Source organism: Rhodopirellula sp. MGV, assembly GCF_002251265.1.
In the GTDB taxonomy this organism is placed as follows: domain Bacteria; phylum Planctomycetota; class Planctomycetia; order Pirellulales; family Pirellulaceae; genus Stieleria; species Stieleria baltica_A.
Genome location: NZ_NPDI01000012.1, coordinates 1 through 26,194 on the forward strand (window position 1 = coordinate 1; position 26,194 = coordinate 26,194).

The window sequence follows — 26,194 nt, forward strand, 5'->3', positions numbered from 1 at the left end:
CACTTCTTCGCGTGCTTACGGAATAGACTTCGGCGTCATCAGAAAGCTTGTCAAGTTTCAGTCTCGGGGGCTGAGCCAAACGTCGCACCAGATGCATTCCCCGGTCGAATCCTTTACGGCCTTGCTTGCGTTTTCCTTGCAGTCCATCGACTGGTGTTTCGCGATTCGCCATCCCCGCCTCTTTCGTGCTCACTGGCTTGAGATCAAACGCGGCCGATGGGATCTGCTCACCACGCGTTGATTTCGTTTGATCACAAGCACTTGCGTGGAGACATTGGCCGGGGCTCTTTGCCATCGCGGCGCGGACCAGATTGAGATCAACGTACAAGGCGCAGGCCAACAATCCAGCCTCATCCACAATCCGCTTCGCTTTGCAGCGTCCTTCCAAAAATTGCCCCGTGCGATCGGTTCTGACAAGGCACGCATGAACCACGAGAGATCCGATAGGTTACTTTCCCGCAGCACCAAGAACCGCTTTGCGTTTCGCACCATTATGATTGCCCGAGTCCAACGCCTGCCAGCCAAAACGACCGTGGTCGTCGTGGCTGCATCGTGCCGAGACACGGCGTTCTTCGTCGTTGCCAAAAGAATCAATCAGAGAAGCAAAACACCCCTTTGGTTGCGGCGGCAGGCGATCGAATTCTGCAGTCAAAATGCGCGTCTGCCGCTTGAGCCCCCTTTAAGAGTCCTGACACCTTTTCCTGCGACTCATACCCGTTTAAGAACCTGCTCGAGATAACTGCTCTGGGTCGGCTCCACTACGTTTCCGTCAAAGAAGAAAACTACACTATTTTCAATGTGTTCGACGCGTGATTTGACCGGCAGGGCAAGATATGGCAAAACTCTGGGTTCTTTGCATACCACCTCATAAATGGACTTTCTTAGCAAATTCCCGGGGTCGCTATAGTCGAGTTTGTGGTCTTGTGTGCCCAGGAACCAACCAGTGTCGTTTACATTCATACGGGAAGTCCTTTCCATTACCATGCCTCCATCGGCGTTTTCAAAGTCCGCTCCGACGATGCAGCTTTCTCGTACACTACAATAGTCAGGTTCTATCGCATGTAAAAAACTTGCTACGGTGTCTTTCTGCTGACGAAGAATTCTCAGCGATCTTGTTACGCCATCTGTCCATTTGATCGGGATCTCCGAAAAATCTGGTTCGGCCAATCTAATGCTGTCTGCGGCCTTATTCGCAATCAAGAGGATAGAGTCGAAGGCAATAGTTTCGCCATCGTCGAAGCTGTCTCCGTCAATGACACAGTCCTCCAATATCCCCAGAAGCCATTCGGCATCGCATGGTGGTATTGATGAATCGACCGAAAATTCAAACTCCGGGTGACCGAATTTCGCGCATCTCTTGGATCTATATTCCATTGTTGCTCTGCTCGATAAAACCGTTTATTTGTTTTTGTAACTTCTGTTCTATTTCCCGCTGCATTCTTGAAAGCTCGCTCGCGTATTCTGTATCCAACGGTTTCCCCCGATAAGCAATCTCGGGGCTGCCACCCCGAGCTACCGACGCGGACTCCTCCGGAGTCAAACCTGCCGACGCTGAATGAGCCCGCTTCAGGTAATGCGGAAACGATTGGGCAGCTCGATGCGCGGACGGTTCGGAGCACCGAGCGACATTGTCGCTCAGCTCTCCGAGCTGATTGCGTGCCCAGCAACTGGAGCAGGAAAAGGTGTCGCAACTCTTAAAGCAGCCTCCGGCTAATTTGCGGATGATGCCACCCGCAAAACACGACGGGGTCTAGTCAAATCGCGATTGTTTACCGCACCGTGATGGGCTGAGGTGGCGGCAATGCCGTCGGACTTGCCAATTATGGATGCGGGAACGTGAATCGACCAGCCAGTCGCTACACGCTCGATGACGATCGGCTGGGCGTTTGCGATCGCGTCGCCTGGTCAGGTCCACGGCTACTCGGCACGAGAGATTGGGTTGCTCCCATGTGCCGATCGGTATGGGTTGAACAGCAGGTAGTTCATGTGGCGATACAGATCGCTGTCACTCAGCAAGTCCGCGTGGCGACCTTCACCTGCCAAGTCTGCGCCGTTGAGCAGGATCACTCGATCGGCCGAACGCAATGTTTGCAAACGACGTGGTAAAACGACGACCAAGCTGCCTTGTGACACCAGTTTATTAAGTGCCCTCAAGCATGGATCATCATCCAACTGCGTGCTGATCGATGGCGGTTCGCTGACCAACAAAATCGGCGGTCGATGCAGTAACGCTCGCGCCAAGCCGATGCCATAGGTCGCTTCGGTCGACAACGATTTGTCTTCGACCGATGCGTACGTCGACAAGCCTTCTGGTAAACGTGAGATTTGCTCATACACGTCAACCTCTCGCAACGCTTCGACGATGTCAGAACTGTTGAGAGTGCTGTCGCCACCGGCGAGGTTCTCTTCGATCGTTCCGTCCCAAAGCGGCCCCGAAGGATCGATCCACATGACGTTTTTGGAAAGCGAAGCGGGATGGACGTCAAGCAGCTTCAATCCGTCAATCCGCACTTCGCCGGTGGCCGGCCGGCCAAAGCCCATCAGCATTTCGGCCATCGCTTGCGTCGAGACCGAATCCGTCCCCAGCAACACGGCCAAGGACCTTGGCTTAAAACCGGTCGTGATGTGATTGAGGATCGGCTGGCCATGCGAACCGAACAACGAAACGTCGCGGAATTCCACACCGTCGCGCAACCCGGCCAGACCGACACGTTGTTCCGAAGGCGTCGCTTCATCGCTCGTCTTTAGATAGGCATACACGAAATCGCACGCCGGTCCACTGACCGTACGCAGATGACGACCGAGCGAAAGAATCCGCCAGACCGCCGAAAAGGCGCCTGCAAGCGCAAGCCCTAGCACAATCGCCGACGACAGGCTGAGCCCCAAGTCTGTTTCCAACAAGTTCAGCCCAAGCCCGATCACCATGATCGCGATCGCTGCCGAAGCGGCCAAGAAAAGCGTCGGCCAAATACGACCTCGACGTGATTCGTTGTCGTCGAGCGAATGGTACAGCTGGTCGACTTCGTGGCGAAACGACTCTTCGGCAATCCCTTTCGCCTGCAGCCGTGCCATCTGTGGCGCGCGGGCGACCAAACTGGCGATCTGATCTCGCAATTGCGGCTGCTCCCACTTCCCGGCGTCTTCGACATCCGTGCCGCGGACCTTCGTATACAGCCGCCACATCATCACACCACTGATCACCGCAATGATCGCCAAGTAAATGTGGACAACCAATGCGACGGTGACGCATCCGAGCAGCAACAACACGCTACGTGGGACAACGCGATACCAAAGCGACAAGCCACGGCCAAGGGAAGGCAAGTGTCGGCCGATCAACGCCCGCGCACTTGCCGATTGTGCCGCCGCGCCTTCGAGTTCCGCTCGACGGACACTCTGTTTCAAAATCTGATAGTGCAGCGATTTGGTAATCGCCATCGCACGCCGGTCCGCGACTCGCCGATGACGCCAAACGGCGAAACAAAACATCACCGAGATCGCAAATGCGAGCGACGTCAGTTGCGTCAACTGCATCAGGGGCGCCTGATCGATGAACGCTTCAGGCAGCGGGACCGACAAGTTCACGCCTAGGCGTACTGGCGATTGCTCAATTGATTTCGTCTCTAACAAAAACGAAATCAGACCAAAAACCAGCACAAGGACCGGGACCAAGATGCCGGCCAGCAAAGCCCACAAGACAAAGGTCAATGAACCGAATGATGCGTCCGGTTCGTGTCGCGCCGCCGAGAGAGTTCGGAATCGATTCAAAGCTGCAAGTCCCCGCTAGTTGGGCGCCCCCGCCAATACGACGGGGCGTCCGAGTGTCTCTGCGGGGTCAACAGCGACCCCGCCTAGGCCAAATCGCGGTCTTCAAACAACAGCATGGCAACCATCCAGATCGCGACCGCGAATACAACAAGATAGTTAAAGGAGGCCGCCAGGTAGATCCAGGGCACCTGATTTCCGCTGTCCATCGCACTTTGGACGTTAAAAATATTCAGGTTGGGAACCACGATGGCGATCAGGTTACCGACAAAACCCACCAGCGGATTTTCACCGCGGGCTGAAGCCACCAATGGCTGGGTCAAGTTACCGATGACGTAGATCACCAAGCACGTTATCAGATTGCTCAGCAGTGGCAAGCGTGTCGCCAAAGCGACAGCGATTGCGGCAATCGACATCGTCTGCATGAAGTACAGCCCCAGTACCGGGATCGTTGACATGATCTCCTCGAATCCCATTTGCCAAGCCGGCAAAGCACGAGCGGTTTCACGAGCGTCATAAATTGGCTTGTACGACATTAGCAACAACAACACCGTTCCAATGATCAGGAACATGACCGCGATGCTCATCATGATGCCGGCGTACTTACCCAACAGGAACGATCGTCGCGAAACCGGTTTACTCAACACGGTCAACGCAGTCCGCCCTTCGATTTCCTCGCTGACGCTCGTTCCCGCACTCCAAACAGCCTGCAACATCGCCAATACCATGATCAGCGTGACGCTACTGTCCTTGAACATGCGAATGTCGTCGCCGAGCGTATTAAACGGATAGATCGAAAACACGACCACGCCGAAAATGCCGATCGCCAACAAGATCAGATACAACGTTTGTGCCATCTCATTCTTGGCCGTTGACAAGGCGAGCGCCCAAACACGCGGGGCCGCTTGACGGAACGCGACCAATGCGCTGATCAAGAAAAAGATCACGACACCGATCGCAACCGCTTGCGTTGCTTGCGGAACCTTAGGAACCGTCGTGATCGTAAACGTCACGGTCGCCGGATCGAGTTCGCGGTTTTGAATGTGCAATTGTGATGGGTCTGCTGGCAACGGCGGAACGTCGCGATCCTCGTAGCGATAGACCATCCGTTCTCCCGCATCGATCCGAGTCGGCTTTCGCGAAAACTCGGCGATGCTCGAACCATCCCCGAGCATGATCGTCTTGTTCGTTTCGATGATCAATTCCGACATCGAACGCAAGTCATAGTCCAACTTTTGCGGATGGAAGATCGCTTCGTCGGGGCCGACCGAGGCATCCGCCCCGGGCACCGTCAACGGAGTAACCACAGTGCCGTCACTAAAGACATGGACTTGTCGCAGCGACTGGACGAACTGCAACGGGTCGGTGACATAGTACGTCCCCAGCATGCCGATCAAGGCAAAGACACCGAGCGTCGAGAGGATGTATGGCACGATCCCTTCGCCGAGAATGTCAAACCACTCCTGCCGCGTGCGGTACCACATCCCGTAGACAATCGCATAACCCAAGATCACACCCGCAATCAGCAGCGGCAGATAAAGCGACTGGGCATACTCTTCACTCGACGGCGCGAAACGCGTGCAAAGCAACACGCCGATTCCGCCACCGAGAATTAACGAGACGACCGAGCCTCGCGTCGGGTTGCTAGCGAGCGTTCCCAGCGGTGGCAGGAACGACAACAGTGCGAGCACGCCATAAAAGACGGCTGCGACGATCGCCCCGAGCAGCAAGCCAACCGAAATCGCATAGATCGGCGTGGCCCAACTCGGCATCCAATCACCAATTTGCCCAACAAGCAGGCCGCTCGACACCGTGGAAGCGGCATCGAAAAGTAGTCCAGACGAAGCGGCAGTTAGATTCGCAAGCACGGAAGGGATCACCGGGATGGCGTAGCAAAGATGAGGAACCGGAAACAGGGGGTGACACGATGGAATCCCATCGAATCAAACGCTACGCATCCATTTGCAAAATGGTTGTCCCCTTCGTTTTGGATTTTGCAGAGAAAACCAATTTTCGAGATCCGCCGCCGCGTCTAAGCCGCGTCCACCACGAGGTTGCCGACGAGGGCCCCCGCCACTTCATGCTGAATTTTCGGTCATTCTGGCCTGAAAATCGTACCAACCCGACCCTAGCCACGCGCTCGTGAAACCTGATCATTACCGACACAGTCACGGATTAACGTCCACAATCGCCAGTTAGCGTCCGCGATCACAGCCATGCGGTACAAAACGGCTGCTTTGCGCTCTAGCCCGCCATTACGCAAGAGGGCTAACAGCGAAATTTCTTGCTAAATTGACGCCCCTTTGATATCATGCAAACCGATAATACATGCGGGATTGACGTAGATTTCATACGGTGAAACGTATGGAGAACGAATCTCCAGCGTCAGGCGTCATGATCGCCGCTACTCGCCCCGCTATGCGAAAGATCGCCCCTTTAGATCAGGTGTCATCATGGTGCCCAGTCGTCGCGAGAAAACCGATATCCGTCTCGACGACTCCGTTTTGGTCGTGGCCCCGACCACCAAAAGCATCAGCACGCGGAAACATGCGAAGTATTTTTCGGCCGATGTTGCGGAGCATTTGACCCCCACCGCCGTTTCGCGGCTCCGCCGCGTGGTCATCGACCTTTCCGGAGTCCAGTGGGTCAGCAGTGCTGGCCTAAATGAGTTGATTCACTTGCACTCGCTCGCCCGTTCGGCGGGAACAGAAATGCATCTTCTTGGGGTTTGCGAAGCGATTCGAGACGTTCTTCGCATTACTCGACTTGAACGCATTTTTGACGTCGAACTGAGCAGCTGGGAATCCGCAAGTCGCTCCGCCGAAGAATTGAACCCTTCGGCCTCTTAGAATGAAGCGTGCCCGCGAGCTGAAACGACGCGAGACCGCATCTTCGGGCGAGGCAATTGCCCCTGCCTCCGCAAACGCTCTTCCATCTCGAATGCATTGCCCCACAATCGTTAATTCAACGGTATGATGAGGAAGTGGAGTTCACTTGAGCTCACCGCCATTCGAATTCTGTTCCGCAAGCCCTTCTCATGACCGGCACCCGTGATGCCCGCTGACAACGCCGCTTGGACGCTGCGCCGAGAGATTCCCAGTGAAACGACTATCGGCAGCGAGCTTGTCGAGGAACTGATCGCCGCAATGACGGAGCGTGACTGGCCGCCGGCAGATCTATTTCGAACCCAGCTTGCCTACCAAGAGGCGATCGTTAATGCGATCCGACACGGCAATCGCTGTGATCCCAACAAGACCGTGCTGGTCGAAATGAGCTGCGATGATGATCGCGCCGTCATCACGATTACCGACCAAGGCGACGGCTTTGATCCCACGGCCGTTCCCGACCCACGAAGCGACGAATTGTTGGAAGTCCCCGGTGGTCGCGGCGTCTTGTTGATTGGGGAATTGATGAACGAAGTTGCCTACAACGATCGTGGCAACCAAATCACGATGACAAAAATCAAAGGCGAAAACCCTCCAAGCGACGGCAACGAGTAAGCGAGACTGCTCGTCGACCGCCACCTCAGCCTTCCCTGATTCGCCAATCTAACGGAGCGATCCGCAAATCGAATTAGAAGATTCGATGAAGGCAAAATGGGAGAACCATGATCGTCCCCCCACCGCCCCGTGAATCACGGGGATTTCTGCAAGGGCAAGCATGACGCCTTTTCGCCCAATGCGAAGGAACGATGAAGTCTGATTCTTTGCAATTGCGAGAATTCTTTCGCTCGCTTGAATTGTCGTCCGTAACGCGGGCAGAGTCTGCGTGAAAAGCTTTGGCACGGCGGACCAATCGCCGCGAATCAAGCAGATTCGGTTTCATCGAATTCTCATCTTGGTTCCATCAAGGCTTCGCACGCTTCTGCTGAAATGTTGCTCGACGCTGAAAGGACGTCGCTGAACGAGACCCAGTCAAGTCAGCAATCCCTCAGCGGACGCAACTCCGCTCACCGGAGCAAAACCACTCGGCGTGTTGCCGAGACTCCGGGAATAGAAACACAGGCAGTTTCGCGTCGCGTGAATCGCTGCCGTGTCATTGGAGTAATCAAAAAGGGAGGAGCCGGCCGGCGAAAACAGGAGAATGCAGCGCGAGACTTTGCGAGGATCACGCCAAATTCAACTGCCGATTGCCAGCCGACTACCTCAGGTCGTTTTCCCAATTGTGGGCCGGGCAAGACACCCTGTCCATACAAGTCCAGACAAGGATCTCGAAATGTCGCGTATGCGAAAATCAGGTTTCACCCTGATCGAACTCTTGGTGGTTATCGCCATCATTTCTCTGCTGGCCGCCTTGGCTTTGCCAGCTTTGACGAAAGCACGTGAAGCTGCTCGTCGTGCAACTTGCTCGAACAACCTGCGTCAGTTCGGCATCGGACTGTACACCTTTGCCGACCGCGACCCTTTGACCCGCATGTGCTCGGGTGCATCGGACTGGAAGCGTGACGGCGACATGGACACCTACGGGTGGGCCGCCGACTTGGTCAACATCGGATCGGCTTTGACCGGCGACATGTTGTGCCCCAGCAACCCAGCAAAGGGCCTGGAAAAAGTGAATGACTTGATGGGTGGCCAAACCACGGCTACCGCTGGTGCTTCGAGCGGCAACACGACCTCACGTATGACCGAAGGTGCAGGCTCGGTCCTGTTCACCCCAACGTCGGCCACCGCTGGTACCTACAACGCTGCTCTGTCGTACAACTACCAAGGTAAGACCTTGAGCAACGGCGGATACGTCGGTGTGTTCTACGTCGAAAAAGGCTACATGACCAACTACGCATCGGGTTACCACCTGGTCCGTACCGCTCCAGTGATCGCGCAAGCTGGTAGCGACCCGTTCTACTTGGCTGCTGCTACTGGTGGTAAGTTCAAAGAGCGTCAAGACACCGTCGGTTCGCTGACTTCGAGCCTGATCGACACCTCGCGTGTTTCGGCTCAGAACATCGGCCTGTTGGGTGACGCTGGTCCTGGCGACATCGACGAAGCTGTTCTGTTGGCTGACGTTACCAACGCTGAAGGCGACGTTCTGCTGCCAAAGGGCATGCTGTTGGCTGAATCGTTCAACGATGGTCCTGCTTACTACGACAGCAGCACCAACCGCCTGCACTTGCTCGACGCCAGCGTTTCGCTGCAATCGCAAGCAGATTGCGAACGCGGTCAAGCAACCACCATCGAATGCATCCTGCCTGTTTCAAGCGGCACCCGTGCTGCTGGCACTGGCGGAACCTACCTGCAAGACACCCGTGACTGGTTCGCCATTCACACCGACGCTTGCAACATCCTGATGGCTGACGGTTCGGTTCGCTTGTTCTACGACGAATCGGGCGACGGATACCTGAACCCAGGTTTCCCTGTCACCACCGCTGATGGCACTGACTACACCCGCATCGGATACAACTCGGACAAAGTCGAGTTGGCTCCTTCGCAAATGTACAACGGCCTGTGGCTGAACGACACGTACTTCAAGAACGCTTTCGAAGAAGATTGATCGTCTGATGCTCAGGCTTGATCTTGCTTGATTAAACAACGGGTCTCAGTGGCAATTTTGTCACTGAGACCTTCGTTTATTTGCCGCGGATGTAAAGACAAAAACGAATTCTTACCCGCGTCCCTTTCCACGATGTCGTTGCAAACACCAAGCCCCGGTGATCCGCCACGACAAAACTCCAACTGGCGTAGCCACCTAGCTTTCCGATGAGCATGCTAGCGAAACGACTATTGATTTCCATATGTGTCGTGCTCGGACTGTCCGCAGCCGTCTTCGCGCTCTCCCAAAACGTGACTTACAAGCCCTGGGGCGTCCCCGACAGCCGGCGGGCAGAGTACGAAGCCAAGCTGGACGAGATCGACCGTACCGCACAGCTCGACGCGATTCCAACAGCACTCGTGATTCCCCGTGCCGTTGACCACGATTTCAAGTGGGTTACGTCCGATGCCGTCAGCCAGCACGAGTTTCAGATTATCAATCGTGGTGATCGCGAACTAGAACTCACCATCCTTGATTCCACGTGCGATTGCCTCGTCGCGAAACTCGAGTCGGATCGTGTCGCGCCCGGCGAAACCACACAGTGCCAGATCGAATGGACGGTCCCCCAAGGTGAAACCCTTGATACGAATGCGGACCTTTTTATTGCGACCAACGATCCGCGAACGCCGAAGATTCGCTACTCGTGCAAGGGCATGCGGCGGCAAGTCATCGTGGGTCCCCAATCGATCCAACTCGACAAAAACGATCTCGACGAACCCGCAAACAAATCATTCTTTGTCTTCAGTCAACTACATGATCACGTCACGATTGAATCAGTGACTGCAGACGGTTACGACGTCGAATGGTCAAGCGAGCCAGCTGAGATGACAGAAGCCCAACTGGTCAATCACTCTGCAACATCGGCCGCCGTCTTGAACGTCAACCTAAGTCCGCATGACTTCGGCCGATTTGAAGGCGTATTGCAAATCGCCGCCCAAACGTCGGCGGGTGAACATCAGCTGACCGTGCCTTTTTCCGGCAAGGTTCGTCCGCCTATTGGTTTTTATGGTCCTGACATCCATAAAGACACCGGACTGGACATGGGAACGCTTGACGGCGGGAAACGCACTGACTTTTTCGTTTCGGTGCGATCAAGAGTCGATCAGGAACGCAACATCGAAGTCTTACAAACCGTTCCCGACGCACTCGAAACCGAACTGACTTCGACCGCACAGCCAGGCGTCTTCCGATTGCGAATCACAGTCCCCAAAGGCTGCCCTGACTTGCAGTTCAACCTGCCGCAAAACCGTGGGTTCGTCAAAGTTGGCGACCCCAAGTCTGAAACGTATTCAAGTTGGTTGCCCATTTGGGTTTCGGTTTCCAACATCAAATAGCCATAGGCACCAACCGCATTGACGAGTGCCAAGCCGAACTCAGTGTCGGCCGTATCAATGAGATTCTTATCAAAAGAAACAGTTTGATGGACATTAGAAAATCGAATCAACCTGCCCGGCTCTTCGCGTTGGGCTTTCTGCTCGTTCTCGGCACGGCATCCGGTTGTTCCGATGGCAAAGAAGATCTGTTCATGAAAGCGGCCGCAAGACCACGCGGGAATCCCGATGACGTCGCCGCTGCGCCAGCCGCACCACCGCCCGCTGCCGCTGCCGCTGCCGCTGCTGCTGCTGCTGCTGCTGCTGCTGCCCCAGAAAAGAACACCCCGCCCAAAGCCGCAACCAAGCCCGTCGCCCAAGTCGCTTCGGTTCCCAAGAGCGTTGAGCAAGCCGCTGCGGAAACGGCGGTTCCTGATCTTGCAAAAATCGAAGTCAAGCCGATCTCCGAACGTGCGATCAATAACGAACTTTCCGATGAAGAAAGCCGTCGCGCGACAGTCCGGAAAATGCTCAAAATCTTTGATGCGTTGACTGCCTATCAAAAGGACCACGGTGGAAAATTCCCAACTCCATTTACCGTCAACGAAGCGGGCATCCAATGCCTTTCGTGGCGTGTTGAATTGCTACCTTACCTGGGATACCCCGAACTCTATTCCCAATTTGACCATTCGGTTCCTTGGAATTTCGGTGCCAACAAAGAATTGCTCGACCGAATCCCCGATGAGTTCCTCACACACGGCGACACCAAGACCAATATCGTTGCAGTCGCAGGCGAGTTCTCCCCATTTCTTGTCTCGCCTAGCCATATCGGTATCGCCCCCAGCAGCATCCGAGATGGTGCGGCGAACACGCTGGTGTTGATCGAAGTCAACGACGATGTCACCCCGAACTGGACGGAACCGGCTGACTTTCCCGCGACTCGTCGTGTGGCAGCAGAAATCCCCAAACACCTGTTCCGAAAACGCGGCGACGGCGTGATCGCCATGTGGGCCACCGGCTTGCCAACCTTTATCCACAAGGACGTTCAAACCAACCTGTTGATTGATGCCTTTTTCATCAAAGACGAACAGGATTTCAAAGCGTCACAAATCCACCAAACGATTGCCTTTGAAGAGCCCGGCGAAGAAAACACCGCCGGTGACGAAATCATGGCCAGTCAAACGGACGCTATCACCGAGATTGACCTCGCGGTCTCGGCCGATGACTTTGTCGTCGATCGTGTCTTGATCGAAGAAGAAGACTACACCCGCGAACCCGAGCCGTCCGTCGTACAAATCCGTACGGCCCAAACGAAGCTTCGATCGATGTTCTCCACTCGCATCAAAGAAGCGACCACGAATAGCGATCGCAGCAAACTCGGCAAAGAGTTCCTCGAACTGTCGTCCAACATGGAAAGCGATCCGGGCGGCGCATTCGCGCTGCAACAAGCCGCGATGCGATTTGCGATCGAAGCGGAAGACGCAGATCTGTTGCTTCAAGCGGTTGACCAACGCGTGGCTCGATTCGACATCAACGCACTCGAAGAGAACTTGAAGTGGTTCTTGGAGTTCGGCGAAGGCACGGCATCACGAAACGATCGTGTCATCGAAGGCGCACCGCTTTTGAAACGCACCGTTCCGATCGTCTTGACCGCGATACGCGATGACGAATACATGCGAGCCGCTTCGATTTGTCGAATCGCTAGCCGCTACACCGGCGGATCGCGATTCGATGAAGTCTCGCGGATTCTAACACGTATGCGAACCCAGCTCGGTTTGGCAAAAAATGAATACGAAGACGCGAAGCAATACTTAGAAGACTTCCGTTTGAATCCAGAAAACGTCGCCGCCGGTGCCGCCTTCGGTCGCTTCGTGTGCTTTATCAAGGGCGACTGGAAAACCGGATTGCAATTGATTGTTGATGGCCCAGCCGGCGATCTTCGTGACGTCGCAAGGATGGACATCAAAGGTGCGGGAACCGCCCAGGGCCAAGTCGCAATCGGCGACGCATGGTGGGATTTGAGCCGCCGTGCGTCCGGCCCCTATCGTCAAGGTGCACAGGACCGTGCGGTCAAATGGTACGAAAAGGCAATTGAACGATTGCCCGATTCACTCGACAAAATACACGTCAACAATCGCTTGCAAGACGCGCGTGATTCCTCTGGAACGAGCCCGATCGCGCAGTGCTTGCAGCTTGCCGACTTGCTGAACGTCGATGTCTCGCAGAGCCTGACTTCGATCGCCATGGAAGGATCCAGATCGTCAGCTGGCAGACTGCAAAATGACGAGGATTGATCGAAACAGACATAGCGTGGTACGCGATTGACGCGCCGCCCCTTTGCCTGTCTCCGCAAACATTCGGTTTATGATTTATGTCGACTGACAACATCCAAGTTCAACCACAAATTGCTGCCACATCCGGCTCCGTGACCTGCGGAAAGTGCAGCGCCGCGAACACCGCGGCGAGCCAATTCTGTGCCGGTTGCGGGCATTCTCTTTATGAAAAATGCAAGGGATGCGACCGCCCGGTCTTGCTGACGCAGGCATTCTGCGGCAACTGTGGTGAAGACCTTCGCGCATCGATCGAAAAGCAACGCCAACAGCTCGAGCAAAAACTTTCCGACGCCGTCGCGGCGACGAAGCGTGCCGATTACGAAACGGCGAGATCCTTGTTGTCTGCCGTGATCAACAAAAAATCTGACTATCGTTACATCGATATCGCCCGAAACGCCCAAGTCGCACTCGACAAAATCGAACAGATCGCCAGCCAACTGACGAGCAATGCGACCAACGCGATTTCATCGGCACAAGAGGCTTTCGAACAAGAAGATTACAAACGCGTGATCGCCCTTCTTGAACCCGTTCCGGAACGCCTGCTAAATGACGACGCACGTCGGATCCTCGACAACTCACGCTTGGTCATTCGCCAGTCGGAAACATCGACGAACGAATTGCGTAAAGCAATCGAAGCTCGCGATTACGCAACCGCTGGTCAACACCTCGATGTCCTTCTTGACCAACAACCGGCAAACGAAAAGTACCAACGCTTGGCGAAGCAAATCGGCGACAAACTGCAACAAAAAGCGACACGTCGGCTGGAGCAAAATCGCTATCGAGCGGCTATCGATTTATTGCACAGTGTTCCGGGAATCGCCAAAGACGAACCCTATTCGGAACTGCTCGACCGTGTCGAAAAGTTAGTCTGGGTCTCCAACCAGTTCACCGGCGAACCGTTTGCGACGCCCTCACTCGGACGACTTGCGAAACGATGGAACGAACTCGCCCCGGCCGACACCAAGGCGAAAGAAGCGTTATCGATCATTGCCAAACGCATTAAAGCTGATCGAGAAGACCCACGGGCGATGTTCGCGACACGCGGCCCCAAAGCCCACAGTTGGATTGGCGGAAACCTAAATGTCCTCGCGTTTCCGTCACTAATCCGCGGTTTCGACCCTGTCGAAATTCAACGCGGATCTGCGGAGTTCAATGTCGCATTCGGCCTAGCATTACAAGGGCTCGATGAAGTCCCGATCAAGGACCAGTTTCATCAGCCGAAACAAAGTCTACTCGGGCGGCTACGACGAAAGAAATTGTCCTCGTGCTGGGGTTTCGACATTGGATCAAGTGCAATCCATGCAGTGTGTCTGCAACGAAACGAAGAGGACGGCACATTCTCGATCACTGACTGTTTCGTAAAACGGTTCAGCGATGTTGGCGCACAACTGAAAGACCGAGATTTGAATCAGGAATGGCTGAAAGAGGCTATCGCGGAGTTCAGTGCCGACCGAGACCTCTCGGAAGTTCCCGTTTGGGTCAGTTTACGAGGCCGCGAACTGGTCACACGTTTTGTGCAACTTCCGCCCGTTGCCGACAAACAAGCCAAAGCTCTGTTCGAGCGTGAAATCAAAGATCGCATCCCGGTCGAACTCGATGAAGTCGTTTTGGTGAAATGGCTTTGTGAACTGCCAAGCGAAGACGAAGACCACGGTTTCGGCCGTCCATCATTTGTCGCCGCCGCCAAGAAGTCACACCTCGAACCATTCGTCGCGACGCTCGAGGAAGCAGGCCTTCCAGTCAGCGGAATTCAAGCCGCTCCAATTGCTCTCGTCAATTTTGCCGCACTGGAATTCCGAGACCTGCTAGGTGGCAACGACAAAGAAAACGAGGACGAGCAACGCCCACTCGATCCAGATGATCGAAGCGAACAAAAGATCCCCGGTGTTGCCATCGTTGATAGCGGCGCAGAAACAACGACGGTCTGCTTCGTTTCCAAACGCGCGTACTGGTTCTGGACAATCGAATCAGGAGGCGGTGAGTTCACGCGGATGATCGCACGTTCCAGCCAGCAGACACATGCCGAAGCAGAACAACTTAAGCGTGACGTCGCGAGTATCGATCGACCACACCATGTAATGGCCCCCGTCGAACAACGACTCGATGAACTTCGATCTCGTTTGGACAAGATTGTGACTGACGCGAAAAAAACGTCAGCACCATTCGAGATCGTACAAACGTGGTGCTGCGGTGGCGGTTGCAAGATGCACGGCTGGGTCAAGACAATCCTGTCTGATCAAGCATCGATTGACGGTTAGCCACACCCACACGCGAAGCCAACACGATGAACCATCTGCGCTCGCTGTTAGGAATTGTGTCCTGGGTCGGCCTGCTTGGCATCGTCGCAGGTCTGACCATCGTGCTCACCGCACGACAAACCGACAGGAACGATCGGTCGCCGGAACTGCCGCTCGCTGCCGCCGAAAACGTCGATCCGAGCGACGCAATTCACACGGACGTTGACAGCTCACCCCCGTCCACCGCGGTTCCTGATTGGCCGCAGCGGTATGGTGCTAATCGCCGGGCGACGATTGATTGGTCGCTTGGCGATCCACAACTTGAAGTGCATGGTCCACGAATCTTCTGGGAAGCGAACGTTGGAACAGGGTATGGATCACCGGTAACCAGCCAAGGAAACGTGATCCAATTGCACCGAGTCGAAGACTCCGAAGTGCTGACCTGCTATGACGCCCTGTCCGGGCAGATACGCTGGGAATATCGTTACGCGACCACTTTTCGTTGCCAATTCGATTACAGCAGTGGTCCATCCGGAAGCCCCGTCATCGATGGCAACTACGTTTATGTGGTCGGCGGTCAGCATCAAGTATTCTGCCTCGGATTGACCGATGGCAAACTTTGTTGGCAACGTGACCTCGGTGCAGAATACTCGCTCGACGATCTCGATTTCGCCGTTGGGGCCTGCCCGCTGATCGTTGACCAAATGCTGATCTACAACCTCGGCGCCGAAATCAAACAGGCTGGGATCGTCGCGCTCGACTGTGCAACTGGCGAAACGATTTGGACGGCGACCGATCATTCGGCCGGCTATTGCTCGCCGATCGCTGCCAACATTCATGGCCAACCGTTCGTGTTTGTGATGACCAATCGCGGACTCGTCTCGCTCGATCCGTTGTCTGGAATTGTCGATTGGGAACTTGAACATCATCCGCACTCGGACTTGTCCTACAACAGTGTCTCACCGACCGTTGTGGACGACTTGGTCCTTGCCATCACTGGCCCCGGTCCTGGCGCCCTATGCGTACGCGTCAACGCTGACCGGAGTTATTCCGTGAACTGGAAAGACCGCCGCGTTTTAGATTCACAGTTCAACACGTTGATCACCCACGGAAACGACGTGATCGGCTTTACCGCAAAGCGTCAAGGCGGCTCGCGGTTGCGGTGCATCGATATACGCAGCGGCGACCTTCGCTGGGAAAGCGACTGTGACTTGGGCCGTGGCCAGGGATTGCGTTTTAATTCAACTTTATTGCTGACCGGCGAAAACGGTCACTTGGCGACTATCAAACTGGGTGCCGACGGACCGACCAAAACGGTCGTGACAGACACTCCCGTCCTAGATTCCCCGCTCTACACCTCTCCCGCCGTCTTTGATCGATTCATATACGTCAAAAACGAGCATCGACTTGTTTGTTTCGAAATCATCCCATGACCGAAGACCTAGCAAAGGTTCCGATCGATACGGCCCACGCCGACTCGAATCCCACTCCGACAACCGAGACGACGCGAATCCTTTCTCGTCGCAACATCGTTGCGTTCCTGACGCTGGTGATCGTGACCGGAATCGTTTATCTCCCTTCACTTGATGGATGCTTTCTGCTGGACGATTTCCCTAGTATCGTTTCCAACAATCGGATTCAAACCGGAGTGACCGACCTATCGCTATGGACCAGCATCCGTGGCTTAACGATGGGATCATTCGCGGTCAATTACCAAATGACCGGCCTGTCTCCACGAGGGTTCCACTTGGTGAATCATGCGATTCATCTCACAAGCGTCGCACTGCTGTTTGTATTTTTGCTGCGGCTGTTCCGTCACACATTGCTCTCGAATCGGTCTGCCGGATGGGCCGCATTCTGCACCGCTTTGATCTGGGGTGTCCATCCGTTATGCACCCAGGCCGTTAGCTATCTCGTCCAGCGTGCCGAGATTCTGATGGCTATGGCGATGCTGACATTCTTGATCGCGCTCGACCAATCTGCGGTTACAAAACGAAAACGCCTTTGGCACACGATTACGATCTTTGCCTTCGTAGCCGGGATGGCGAGTAAAGAAGTGATGGTGATGGCGATCCCAATTGGGTTGATCTACGACCGCTGTTTCTTGTCCGATTCTTGGAAGCAAACGCTCACAAGACGCGGATTGGTCTGGGGAACTTGCATCGGGTTGATCTGTATTGCCGCGGTCATCAGGGGGCCCAGCGTTTTCGAAACGAACCGCAGCGTTGGCTTTACGATGGATTCCATTTCACCGTGGCAGTACATCGCGACGCAACCGCTAGTCATTCTGCACTATTTGCGTCTTGTCCTATGGCCGGATCCACTTGTGTTTGACTATGGCTGGCCCCCCGAAACCCAACTCGGAAAGATCGCCTTGGGTTTCGCCGCGATGGCAGGAATCATCGGCATTGCGATTGCCGACCTTCGACGCCGACCGGTTCGAGGCTTTTGTGTCTTGGCAGCAATCTTGTTGTTCTTGCCAACCAGCATCATTCCGCTTCAAGATTTAGCGGTCGAACATCGCGTTTACCTTTCATGCGGCTTACTTCTTGCGGCAATCCTTTCCAGCTTATTCCACTGGGCCGAGAATGCCTCGGACGACAACGCAAAACGTTTAGCGATCGGGATGAGTTGTGGCGTGGCACTCGTGTTCTCGCTCCTCACCCTCAACCGAAATGCGATCTACACTTCTCGCGTCACGATGTGGCAGGATGTCATCGAGAAGACGGCGGGACGCGGCCATAAAAATCTTTATCTAGCGCGAGCCTATACCAATCTAGGTGAAGCTCATGCGGAAGACGAAAACTGGGCAGAGTCCATCGAAGCGCTCAGCCAAGCGGTTTCATTAAAAGCCTATCCCAAACAGGTCCACGGCAACTTGGCTCGCGCCTATCTTGAACTCAATCAACTCGATCAAGCAGCCGAACACATCGCCAAAGCAGTCGAAGCGAATCCGAAAGACGCTCGAATTCGGCAACAGGCAGGCCTGTTAGCGACACGGCGTGGTGACTATGAAACCGCAGAAACGATGTTCGCATCGGCCCACGAACAATCGCCTCGTGATGAAGTTGTTTTGTACAACCTAGGCAAAGCACAACTCGCGCTCAACAAACTCGAGCTTGCTGAAACCAATTTCCGAAAAGCAATCTTGCTTCGCCCTTCCGAACCGGCGCCCTACCATAGCCTCATCGCGATACTCGCCCGACAAGGAAAGTTCCAAGACGCCAAGGCGATCGCGTCGGAGTTCATTCAGATGCATCCAGATGATGGGCGTGTGAACGTGCTGTTGGGCAGCATTCATGCGGCAGAGGGCAACTTGAAAGACGCCGTCATATATTGGCAACACGCTACCGAACAGACACCTCCGACGAAACAGGCAAACTTTCTACTCGGCAATCATTTCTTACAAACCGGCGACACACAGCGCGCCCTAGTCCATTTTCGTGCCGAGACAGAAATCGATCCGAAAAACATCGAAGCGCTCGTGAATCTTGGCGGACTGGCCGCGCCGGACCAACCTCTCGAAGCCAAGCGGTACTTTCAACGCGCCCTGTTACTGAACCCGGATTATTTGAGGGCTGACTTCAATGTTGCGGCAATCGACGCAAGACTCGGAAATCATGACGCCGCGATCGAACGCCTTCGCCGCATCATCGGTTCGTCGCCGGATTTTTTGCCTGCTCAACAGTTACTTGACGCCTTAGTCTCCCGAGCGAACTGAGACCTTTGACAACTGCTTTAACATCGTTTCTGAAGGCTGAAACCCTGGACGGACTGCCAAAGCGTTTTGGTAACATTGACGAGCTTCATCATTCCGCCCCTGGCGTACGAGAGCATTTCCTAAGCTATGCCATGCATTGAAATTGGATCGATCAATTTCAATCGCGCGGCGCAGCAGGCGTTCTGCTTCTGATGGATCGGTTGCTGATATCAAAGCTCCCAAGTTATTCAGCGTTGCGCTACTCGGAGTCCCTTGCTTGAGAGCTTTTTGGTAATAGTCGATCGCAGTTTCCGTGTTGCCGATCCAACGATTGACATCGCCAATCGCGGCAAACAAATGCTGGTCCGCAATCCCTGCTTGGGACAGCTTCATTAAGCCTGCCAACCCTTTTTGTAATTCACCTTGCCGTGCCACCAACAACGCGGCCTCCACGCTCCAGTATTGCTGTTGCTCACCTTCTGATAAATCCAACTGCCGCTGAATGATGGCCGAAGCTTCTGGCAGGTTTCCCCTTTCGATTGCGAGTTTGTATTGCTGAACGATCACATCGAAATTGTTGTCAAGAGACTCGCCGATCGTTGCGAGAATCTCCCGACTTTCATCGACCCGGGATGCCTCCATCAACCAACGACTGAGCTGTCGTAGCGATTCTTTCACCGCATCAATCTGCCGCATCGAATCGAACGTTTTTTTCGCCTCGGTAGCCCGTCCCTCCATCCATGCCAATTGTGCTTGACGGAGACGCATCGCCTCATTCGGTGGCTGGATACGTTCAAACGCCGTTTCCATCCATTGCGATGCTTCGCCGAAACGTTTCTGAGCAGCAAGCACCGTGGTCAAGTGCAAGTACAGCTGAGAGCGCGTTGGACGATTTTGGATCGCCATTTTAAGAGCGTTTTCTGCTTCGCCCCAATGACCATGCTCTAGATGGACATCGGCCAAACGGATGAGGTGCTCGCTGCCTCCGGGAGTGAGGGCGATCGCCTGCTCGGCGGATTCGACGGCAGCTTCCCACTGCCCCGTCGCCGACAAGGCACCGGCATAGCCGGAAAGAACATTCGCCTTTTCGTAGTCTGGCTGCCAAACCAAGCCCTCTGCGTCGAGAGCTCTCTTAAAGTACTCCAACGCTTGCTCGGGATCTTCGTCTTCCAATGAATGCCCACCCAAATTAAACAACGCTCGGTAGTTCCATGGTGCTTTGGCTGCGACGTCCTGCCAAAGCGACTCAGGCGACGTGTAAATCGCGGACCGTTGATAAGTTAAAACGCCAAGCAGAACCGCCACGATCGACACGGGAATCCGTAACTGCTTGATACCGATTTGAAAGAATCGGCAGATCGCTAAAACTGCCCATGCAATTAACCAAGCACTGGCAAGATAAACGCGGTGCTCCACCACAATGTCTAACAGTGGCACGATTGCCGTAGTCGCGATGCACAAGAAAAACACAAGAGGAAAAACGCTCCACCACCGTTTTCGCCACCAGGCGGTCAAGCTCACTCCTAAGGCTCCCAAAACAATCGCGTTGGCAACCAAAATGACAACCGGATTGGCCTCTGGTGGCCAAAGGTAGTCAAAGTTCTGCCCGACAGGAAAGAAGATCAACCGCACATACAACAGCGTCGCTTCTGACTGAGTCAACCAATACTGAAGTGGTGTCAGATGCTCGATCGCAAACCCGGAACTTGCCGAATCATCGGCAACCCAAAGCAACGGCCCAACAACAAAGACGCCACCGATCACGACGGGCGCAACCAAGATCGCAAAGTAACGCCATCGCTGACGCAACCATTCACGCAAGGTAAGCGGGCTGATCAGATGATCCAAAATCGGCAGCGCGACCAACGCCACAACCGCAGGTTCTTTTGACCCGATCGCCAACCAGAAGAACAGGATTGATGCGGCCATCCAGACTCGCCGCTCGTCGGCTTTTAGATACAGCCACCATCCCGCCAAGAAAAACAGACTCCAAAGTGACTCAGCCCGCTGAATCGAATAGGCAACCGCCTGTGTTGTGATCGGGTGAAGCCCCCAAATCAACGCAATGGCATACGAAGTCCACAACGTGTTCCCACAGTCATCGACCGGTGATCCACGAACACCGTCCTCAGATGACTTTGCGAACGCCGACTGCAATCGTGAAAGGACTTCAAACAGGACCGCCCATAGCACCACGGTGGAAAGGACATGAATCAACAAATTGAAAATGTGGTAACCAATTGGATCGGTGCCACCGATCCAACGATTGATGCGTAACGTCAGGTAGGTGACCGCTCGTGGCTGTGCAAGCTGTGACAACGATGGCAGGCCATTGAGTGACGAATTCTCAACGATCTGAGACTTATCATCGAATACAAAGGCACCTCCAAGTCCAGAACTGTGGGCTGCTCCGACCAACAAGATGAGCCCCATCCCGGCAAGCAAAATTGACGTCTTCACGTCTCGTTTTTGGGTCTTCATCCGTCGTTGATTAGCTGGTAGTCGGGAGTTCTAAAGTGGCGTCTCGAGCACTTCTTTATTCACAGCGAAAATTGGTACTACTGAACAGGCCATTTTGTTGCCGAAATGCTGTTGAAGTTTGCGTTAACTTTTAAGCATCGAGTCGGGATCACGATCGCTCACGCGGCAGCATTCGGTGCATACAAATCTGCGTCAAACACGGCAAATAACGACGACGCGAGCGTCACCACGCTCGATTTATACGATCGGGACGCCTCTCGCTGCATCGTCGCCTCCCGCTGCCGGGGACTTGATGAAGAGAGGGTACCGAGGTCATCCTGGCTGGCCCTTCAAGCGTAGGTTTAAGGCTCACACTTTACCGGATGACATCGCGTCAACGCCACCGATTCGAACCAGGGTTTAGTGACCTTTAAAACGCGTTATCAAAGCGTCCTCGATCCGGCCAATCCCAGCTTTCATTTTGTTGTGCGGTTCAGTGAACCTGTTAATCGATGCAAGATCAAGTTCGACAACCACAACTTGTCATTCATCGCTGCCTGAAAGCGGCGTGAACACGCAAGTTGCGTCGGCAGAGCCCTCGCTCGATGCGTTTGCGTCGCTGTTTGTTGTGATCCCTGCCTACAACGAATCAGGCCGAATTGGTGCTGTGATCGAAGACCTGCGTCACTGCGGCGTCAAGCATATCGTGGTCGTCGATGACGGATCTGCAGACGAGACCGCTGATCTGGCGGCGCGTACCAACGTTTGGGTGTTGCAACACATCGTCAATCGGGGACAAGGCGCCGCACTTCAAACAGGTATCGACTTTGCGGTCGCCAGCGGTGCAAAAATCATTTTGACGTTCGATGCGGATGGGCAACATGCCGCGGCTGACTTGAAACGCATGATCGCCCCAATCGTCAATCGTACTTGCGACGTCACCTTGGGCAGCCGCTTTTTGGGGCGAGCCGAAAACGTACCGCTTACCCGACGTCTTCTGCTGAAAGCCGCTGTTTGGCTTACACGGCTGACGAGCGGACTCCCACTCACCGACACCCACAACGGTTTTCGCGCGATGACATCGAAAGCCGCGTCGATGTTGCGGATGAGCGAAGACGGCATGGCGCATGCAAGTGAGTTCCTCGATCGACTTGCCGTCTCGAAACTCAATTGGCAAGAAATCCCCGTTACCATTCGATACACTGACGGCACACTCGCCAAAGGGCAGCGTAACTCGGCAGCATTTCGAATCCTCTTTCGGATCTTTCTTTCCAAGGTGCTGCGATGATTCCTTTTCAGTGGCTTTTCGGCGGTCTCCTGTCCGCGGCGCTGGCGATCGAACTCATCCTGCAAATCCGGCACCAAAGCCGACGCTCAATCGGCTTGCTACGCGGCAGCGTTTGGGCGACCGCACTGGTGCTGGTACTCTATCCAAATATCCTGCAAACCATCGCGGTAAAGCTGAGTATCGGCCGTGGCGCCGATTTCCTGCTCTACATGCTCGCCGTCAGCTTTCCGACCGTTTGTTTTTACCTGCTGCACTCGATTGAAAAGCAGCGACAACAGATCACCCAATTGGTTCGTGCGTTAGCACAGAAAACGCCATACCATGAACCTCGCGACGCTTCGAGATCGGATGCAGGTCACGCTGGTTAGCACTCACGATGTGACCGGTGGTGCCGCAAAAGCAGCCTTTCGGTTGCACCAATGTCTGCGTTCCGCTGGCTGCCAGTCCCGGCTACTCACACGCTTCAACCGCAGCCATGCCGCCGGTGTCGAAAGCGTTTGTGATCGGGGCAATTGGATCAGCGCGAAAGCACTTGCCGCGAAGAGCCTGTTGCTGCGTGCCCCCACCTTTCGTTACAAGCTGGGGCGAAACTGCGATCTTTTCTCCACCAGTCGTGGCCCTGTAAAGCATCTCAAACGCTTCTATCAGCCCGCGGATGTCTTGCACTTGCACTGGACAACCTCAATGGTTGATCTGGCGTCGCTGGTAAAGACGCTGCCTGAGAACCTACCAATCGTGTGGACACTGCACGATATGAATTTGATGACTGGCGGTTGTCACTACAACGGCGGATGCCAACGCTTCGAATCTGAATGTGGCAGTTGCCCAGAGCTACACTCAAGAAACGAACGTGACCTCGCCAATCAAAACTTCGTCGCCAAGCAATCTATCTTCGCAAGCCTCGACACTCGACGCCTAATCATCGTCGCACCGTCACGTTGGATGCAACAGAATGCCGAACGCAGCAAATTGCTTTCGCGATTCGAAACAAGGGTGATTCCCTACGGTATCGACACCGACACATTTCGGCCCGATGGACGTATCCAGACGCGAAAACGACTCGGCCTAAAAGATGACGAAATTGCGGTTCTGTTTGTTTCCGACAATGTTGGAAACTATCGCAAAGGATTTGATCTGTTGCGTGAGGCGCTCGGGACGCTTGCGACAAGGAGCCCTATCGCGTTGTTGGTTGCCGGCTCAAACGAAGGCTCAAACCAATTGCCCGAGCTTGGCCCACAAGTTCGTTGCATCCCGCTGGGTTACATCACTGATGAATCCCGGATGGCGGAATCCTACGCAGCGGCTGACCTCTTCGTAATTCCTTCGCGGCAAGACAACTTGCCCAATACCGTTCTCGAAAGCCTTGCCTGCGGAACTCCCGTCGTCGGATTCCGGCAAGGCGGAATGACAGACATGGTGGTCGATGGTGAAACCGGATTGCTTGCCAATGAAATCACTGCCCCATCCCTGAGAAACGCATTGCAGTCCTTGCTGGAAGACGCGAAGCTCCGGCAACGAATGGCATCAAACACTCGCGAATTCGTGATGCGTCATTTCACGATGGATCAATGTGCCAAACGGCATATGGCACTCTATCGCGAACGCATCAACCAACTGACAGCGAGCAACTGAAGACGCCATGCGAATCGCAATCGTCGCACCTTTGATTCACCCCGCACGTATCGGTGGAGCCGAAACGTACGCTCGTGCAATTGTCCGCCGATTGCCAAACATGGGCACCAATCATGAATTCACGATCGTCTTGGCTGAAGGCCATAACGCCGAACTTGCCGATGTTCGGGCTGAGACGCTTAACTTGCCAATCCCCGTTAAGAGCGTTTGGCGACGGGTTGTTTGGGAGCACACCCGACTTGCAATGCTTCTTCGAAAGCACCGTTTCGATCTAATTCACTTTTTGGGGTCGACGGCATCGATCGGCGTCTCAGGCCCGGCCGTCGTTACGATTCACGAAACGTTGCGTTTTCAAGCCCCTGAAAGCACAGGAAAGGCAATCCGACACTACTACTCGATGAATCAAAAATCGATTGTCCGCCGTGGATTTCATGCCATTGGCGTCTCGGAATACGATAGCACTGTCATGCGTGAGAAACTGTCTTGCCCAAGTGATCGCACGCATGTCGTACCATTGGGCGGGCATGAACGGTTTTCGAACGTCGACGATTCCCCGCATGCCAAAGATTTGCTCTGGGTTGGTTTCCCTTATCCCCACAAATCGGTCGAGCTACTTCTAAAAAGTTTTTCGATCGCGACAGATCGATTGAGTGAAGGCACGCGACTGCGGCTTGTCGGAATTCCTCAAGAGAAACACCAACACTACCGCGACCTAGCCATCGCACTGGGCATTGGCGACCGCGTGGACCTATCGGCTCCGTTGCCCGGCGACGGATTGATCGAAAGTTTGCTGCGGACGGCAGTGGTTTGCCTGCCCTCGACTTGTGAAAGTTTTGGCCTACCAATTCTGGAGGGACTCAGTTGTGGGCGAAGTGTGGTGTGCAGTTCGCACCCGGCACTCACTTCACTCTATGGCGACCATGTCCATGCGGCCCCGTCACTGACACCTCAAGACCTTGCCGAATGCATGGTTGCCGCCCAACGGGAATACATTCAAGGCGATCGCCGTCAATCGCATCGTGACTTCGCAAGGAGATACAGCTGGGACGCATGCGCCCGCCAAACGCTGGACGTTTACAACAAGATCCTTCGCTCGACGAAATCTCACTGAACCTCGTGGCAGCTTAACCGAACCGATGGTCAAAGTTTCTTATATTATTCCAACATTGAACCAAGCAGGATTCCTGCAGCGCTGCTTGGACAGCTGCTTCGGACAACAAATCGACGACTGCGAAATCTTGGTACAAGATGGCGGGTCGACCGACGGAACGCTGGACATCCTACACCGCAATCGTGATCGCATTGACGCAGTTTCGAAACCGGACAAGGGACAATCCGATGCGATCAACCAGTGCATCGACCGTGCGAAAGGTGAAATCATCGCCTGGATCAATTCCGACGACTACTACCCCAATCACGACGTCCTGCGAACCATCTGCGAGACGTTTGATTCAGCCCCTGAGCTGGATATCGTTTACGGCGATGGGATGTATGTCGATGAACACGGTAACCCACTACGTCGATTTGCCAGTTTTCCGATTGACAATCCGAGACGAACGCTCATCAATCACCCGACCAGCCCATGTGCACAACCCGCACTGTTCTTTAAGCGAGAACTGTACCAGCGCGTTGGCGGATTACGCCAAGACCTGCACTGGGCGATGGATCATGAACTGTGGTTTCGCATGTTCCTTGCGGCAAAAGGCTGGCAGTACATCCCTCAGGAATTTGCACACCTGACGTTGCATGCCGATGCTAAAAGCGTACGAGCGATTGGGAAACAGATGCGCGAAGTCGCTGAAATCAAACGCCAATTCCTTCACGCCAATCGCGGCGGCTGGAACGAACACCTGCAAGTGGTGCGTGGCACAATGATGGTTCGTCTTTACCGAGTCGCCTATTCAACTGGGCTACTCGACCACTATTGGCGACTGCTGCGTCGCTGA

At 54.5% G+C, this 26,194-nt stretch carries 17 protein-coding genes and 1 pseudogene; 13 read left to right on the top strand and 5 right to left on the bottom strand.

Annotated features, from left to right (window positions below; translation table 11 throughout):
• The 4 genes and pseudogenes from CGZ80_RS28475 to CGZ80_RS04850 form a co-directional block, all read right to left on the bottom strand.
• A pseudogene (locus CGZ80_RS28475) lies at nucleotides 1-340 on the bottom strand (hypothetical protein); the annotation flags it as partial.
• Between the two features lie 368 nt (nucleotides 341-708).
• Nucleotides 709-1,374 (bottom strand): hypothetical protein, encoded by a 666-nt coding sequence (locus tag CGZ80_RS04840; protein ID WP_094411934.1) that lies wholly within the window; start codon nucleotides 1,372-1,374, stop codon nucleotides 709-711.
• A 543-nt stretch (nucleotides 1,375-1,917) separates the two neighbouring features.
• Nucleotides 1,918-3,765, bottom strand: coding sequence for an ABC transporter ATP-binding protein (locus tag CGZ80_RS04845; protein ID WP_094411936.1), 1,848 nt, complete (start codon nucleotides 3,763-3,765; stop codon nucleotides 1,918-1,920).
• An 83-nt stretch (nucleotides 3,766-3,848) separates the two neighbouring features.
• Complete coding sequence (locus CGZ80_RS04850; RefSeq protein ID WP_094412113.1) at nucleotides 3,849-5,630, bottom strand: ABC transporter permease; 1,782 nt, start codon at nucleotides 5,628-5,630, stop codon at nucleotides 3,849-3,851.
• A 585-nt stretch (nucleotides 5,631-6,215) separates the two neighbouring features.
• On the opposite strand from CGZ80_RS04850, the gene CGZ80_RS04855 reads away from it, so the two are divergent.
• From CGZ80_RS04855 to CGZ80_RS04890, 8 genes are all read left to right on the top strand, one after another.
• Complete coding sequence (locus CGZ80_RS04855; RefSeq protein ID WP_094411938.1) at nucleotides 6,216-6,611, top strand: STAS domain-containing protein; 396 nt, start codon at nucleotides 6,216-6,218, stop codon at nucleotides 6,609-6,611.
• A 204-nt stretch (nucleotides 6,612-6,815) separates the two neighbouring features.
• Nucleotides 6,816-7,262, top strand: coding sequence for an ATP-binding protein (locus CGZ80_RS04860; RefSeq protein ID WP_143543745.1), 447 nt, complete (start codon nucleotides 6,816-6,818; stop codon nucleotides 7,260-7,262).
• A 715-nt stretch (nucleotides 7,263-7,977) separates the two neighbouring features.
• Nucleotides 7,978-9,249 (top strand): DUF1559 domain-containing protein, encoded by a 1,272-nt coding sequence (locus CGZ80_RS04865; protein ID WP_094411943.1) that lies wholly within the window; start codon nucleotides 7,978-7,980, stop codon nucleotides 9,247-9,249.
• A 206-nt stretch (nucleotides 9,250-9,455) separates the two neighbouring features.
• Nucleotides 9,456-10,622, top strand: coding sequence for a DUF1573 domain-containing protein (locus CGZ80_RS04870; RefSeq protein ID WP_094411945.1), 1,167 nt, complete (start codon nucleotides 9,456-9,458; stop codon nucleotides 10,620-10,622).
• 86 nt (nucleotides 10,623-10,708) lie between these two features.
• The gene (locus CGZ80_RS04875) at nucleotides 10,709-12,892 is read left to right on the top strand and encodes a DUF1559 domain-containing protein (RefSeq protein WP_094411947.1); all 2,184 of its coding nucleotides are present in this window, start codon (nucleotides 10,709-10,711) and stop codon (nucleotides 12,890-12,892) included.
• Between the two features lie 77 nt (nucleotides 12,893-12,969).
• Complete coding sequence (gene pilM, locus CGZ80_RS04880) at nucleotides 12,970-15,189, top strand: pilus assembly protein PilM (protein WP_094411949.1); 2,220 nt, start codon at nucleotides 12,970-12,972, stop codon at nucleotides 15,187-15,189.
• 26 nt (nucleotides 15,190-15,215) lie between these two features.
• Nucleotides 15,216-16,601 (top strand): PQQ-binding-like beta-propeller repeat protein, encoded by a 1,386-nt coding sequence (locus CGZ80_RS04885; protein ID WP_094411951.1) that lies wholly within the window; start codon nucleotides 15,216-15,218, stop codon nucleotides 16,599-16,601.
• Nucleotides 16,598-18,889 carry a tetratricopeptide repeat protein gene (locus CGZ80_RS04890; RefSeq protein ID WP_094411953.1) on the top strand — a complete coding sequence of 764 codons (2,292 nt, stop codon included), beginning with the start codon at nucleotides 16,598-16,600 and terminating at the stop codon, nucleotides 18,887-18,889. The genes CGZ80_RS04885 and CGZ80_RS04890 overlap by 4 nt, the downstream gene beginning before the upstream one ends.
• Here the strand turns inward: CGZ80_RS04890 and CGZ80_RS04895 are convergent.
• Nucleotides 18,869-21,349 (bottom strand): tetratricopeptide repeat protein, encoded by a 2,481-nt coding sequence (locus CGZ80_RS04895; protein WP_094411955.1) that lies wholly within the window; start codon nucleotides 21,347-21,349, stop codon nucleotides 18,869-18,871. The genes CGZ80_RS04890 and CGZ80_RS04895 overlap by 21 nt on opposite strands.
• Before the next feature lie 547 nt (nucleotides 21,350-21,896).
• Here CGZ80_RS04895 and CGZ80_RS04905 point away from each other — a divergent pair.
• The 5 genes from CGZ80_RS04905 to CGZ80_RS04925 are packed head-to-tail and all read left to right on the top strand — an operon-like array spanning nucleotide 21,897 to nucleotide 26,194.
• Entirely contained in the window at nucleotides 21,897-22,616 is a 720-nt protein-coding gene (locus CGZ80_RS04905) for a glycosyltransferase family 2 protein (protein ID WP_094411959.1), read from the top strand.
• Nucleotides 22,613-22,984, top strand: coding sequence for a DUF2304 domain-containing protein (locus tag CGZ80_RS04910; RefSeq protein ID WP_094411961.1), 372 nt, complete (start codon nucleotides 22,613-22,615; stop codon nucleotides 22,982-22,984). Before CGZ80_RS04905 ends, CGZ80_RS04910 begins: the two co-directional genes overlap by 4 nt.
• Nucleotides 22,938-24,248, top strand: coding sequence for a glycosyltransferase (locus CGZ80_RS04915; protein ID WP_094411963.1), 1,311 nt, complete (start codon nucleotides 22,938-22,940; stop codon nucleotides 24,246-24,248). The genes CGZ80_RS04910 and CGZ80_RS04915 overlap by 47 nt, the downstream gene beginning before the upstream one ends.
• A 7-nt stretch (nucleotides 24,249-24,255) precedes the next feature.
• Entirely contained in the window at nucleotides 24,256-25,359 is a 1,104-nt protein-coding gene (locus CGZ80_RS04920) for a glycosyltransferase family 4 protein (protein WP_094411965.1), read from the top strand.
• A 25-nt stretch (nucleotides 25,360-25,384) separates the two neighbouring features.
• Nucleotides 25,385-26,194, top strand: a complete 810-nt coding sequence (locus CGZ80_RS04925; RefSeq protein ID WP_094411967.1) for a glycosyltransferase family 2 protein — start codon at nucleotides 25,385-25,387, stop codon at nucleotides 26,192-26,194.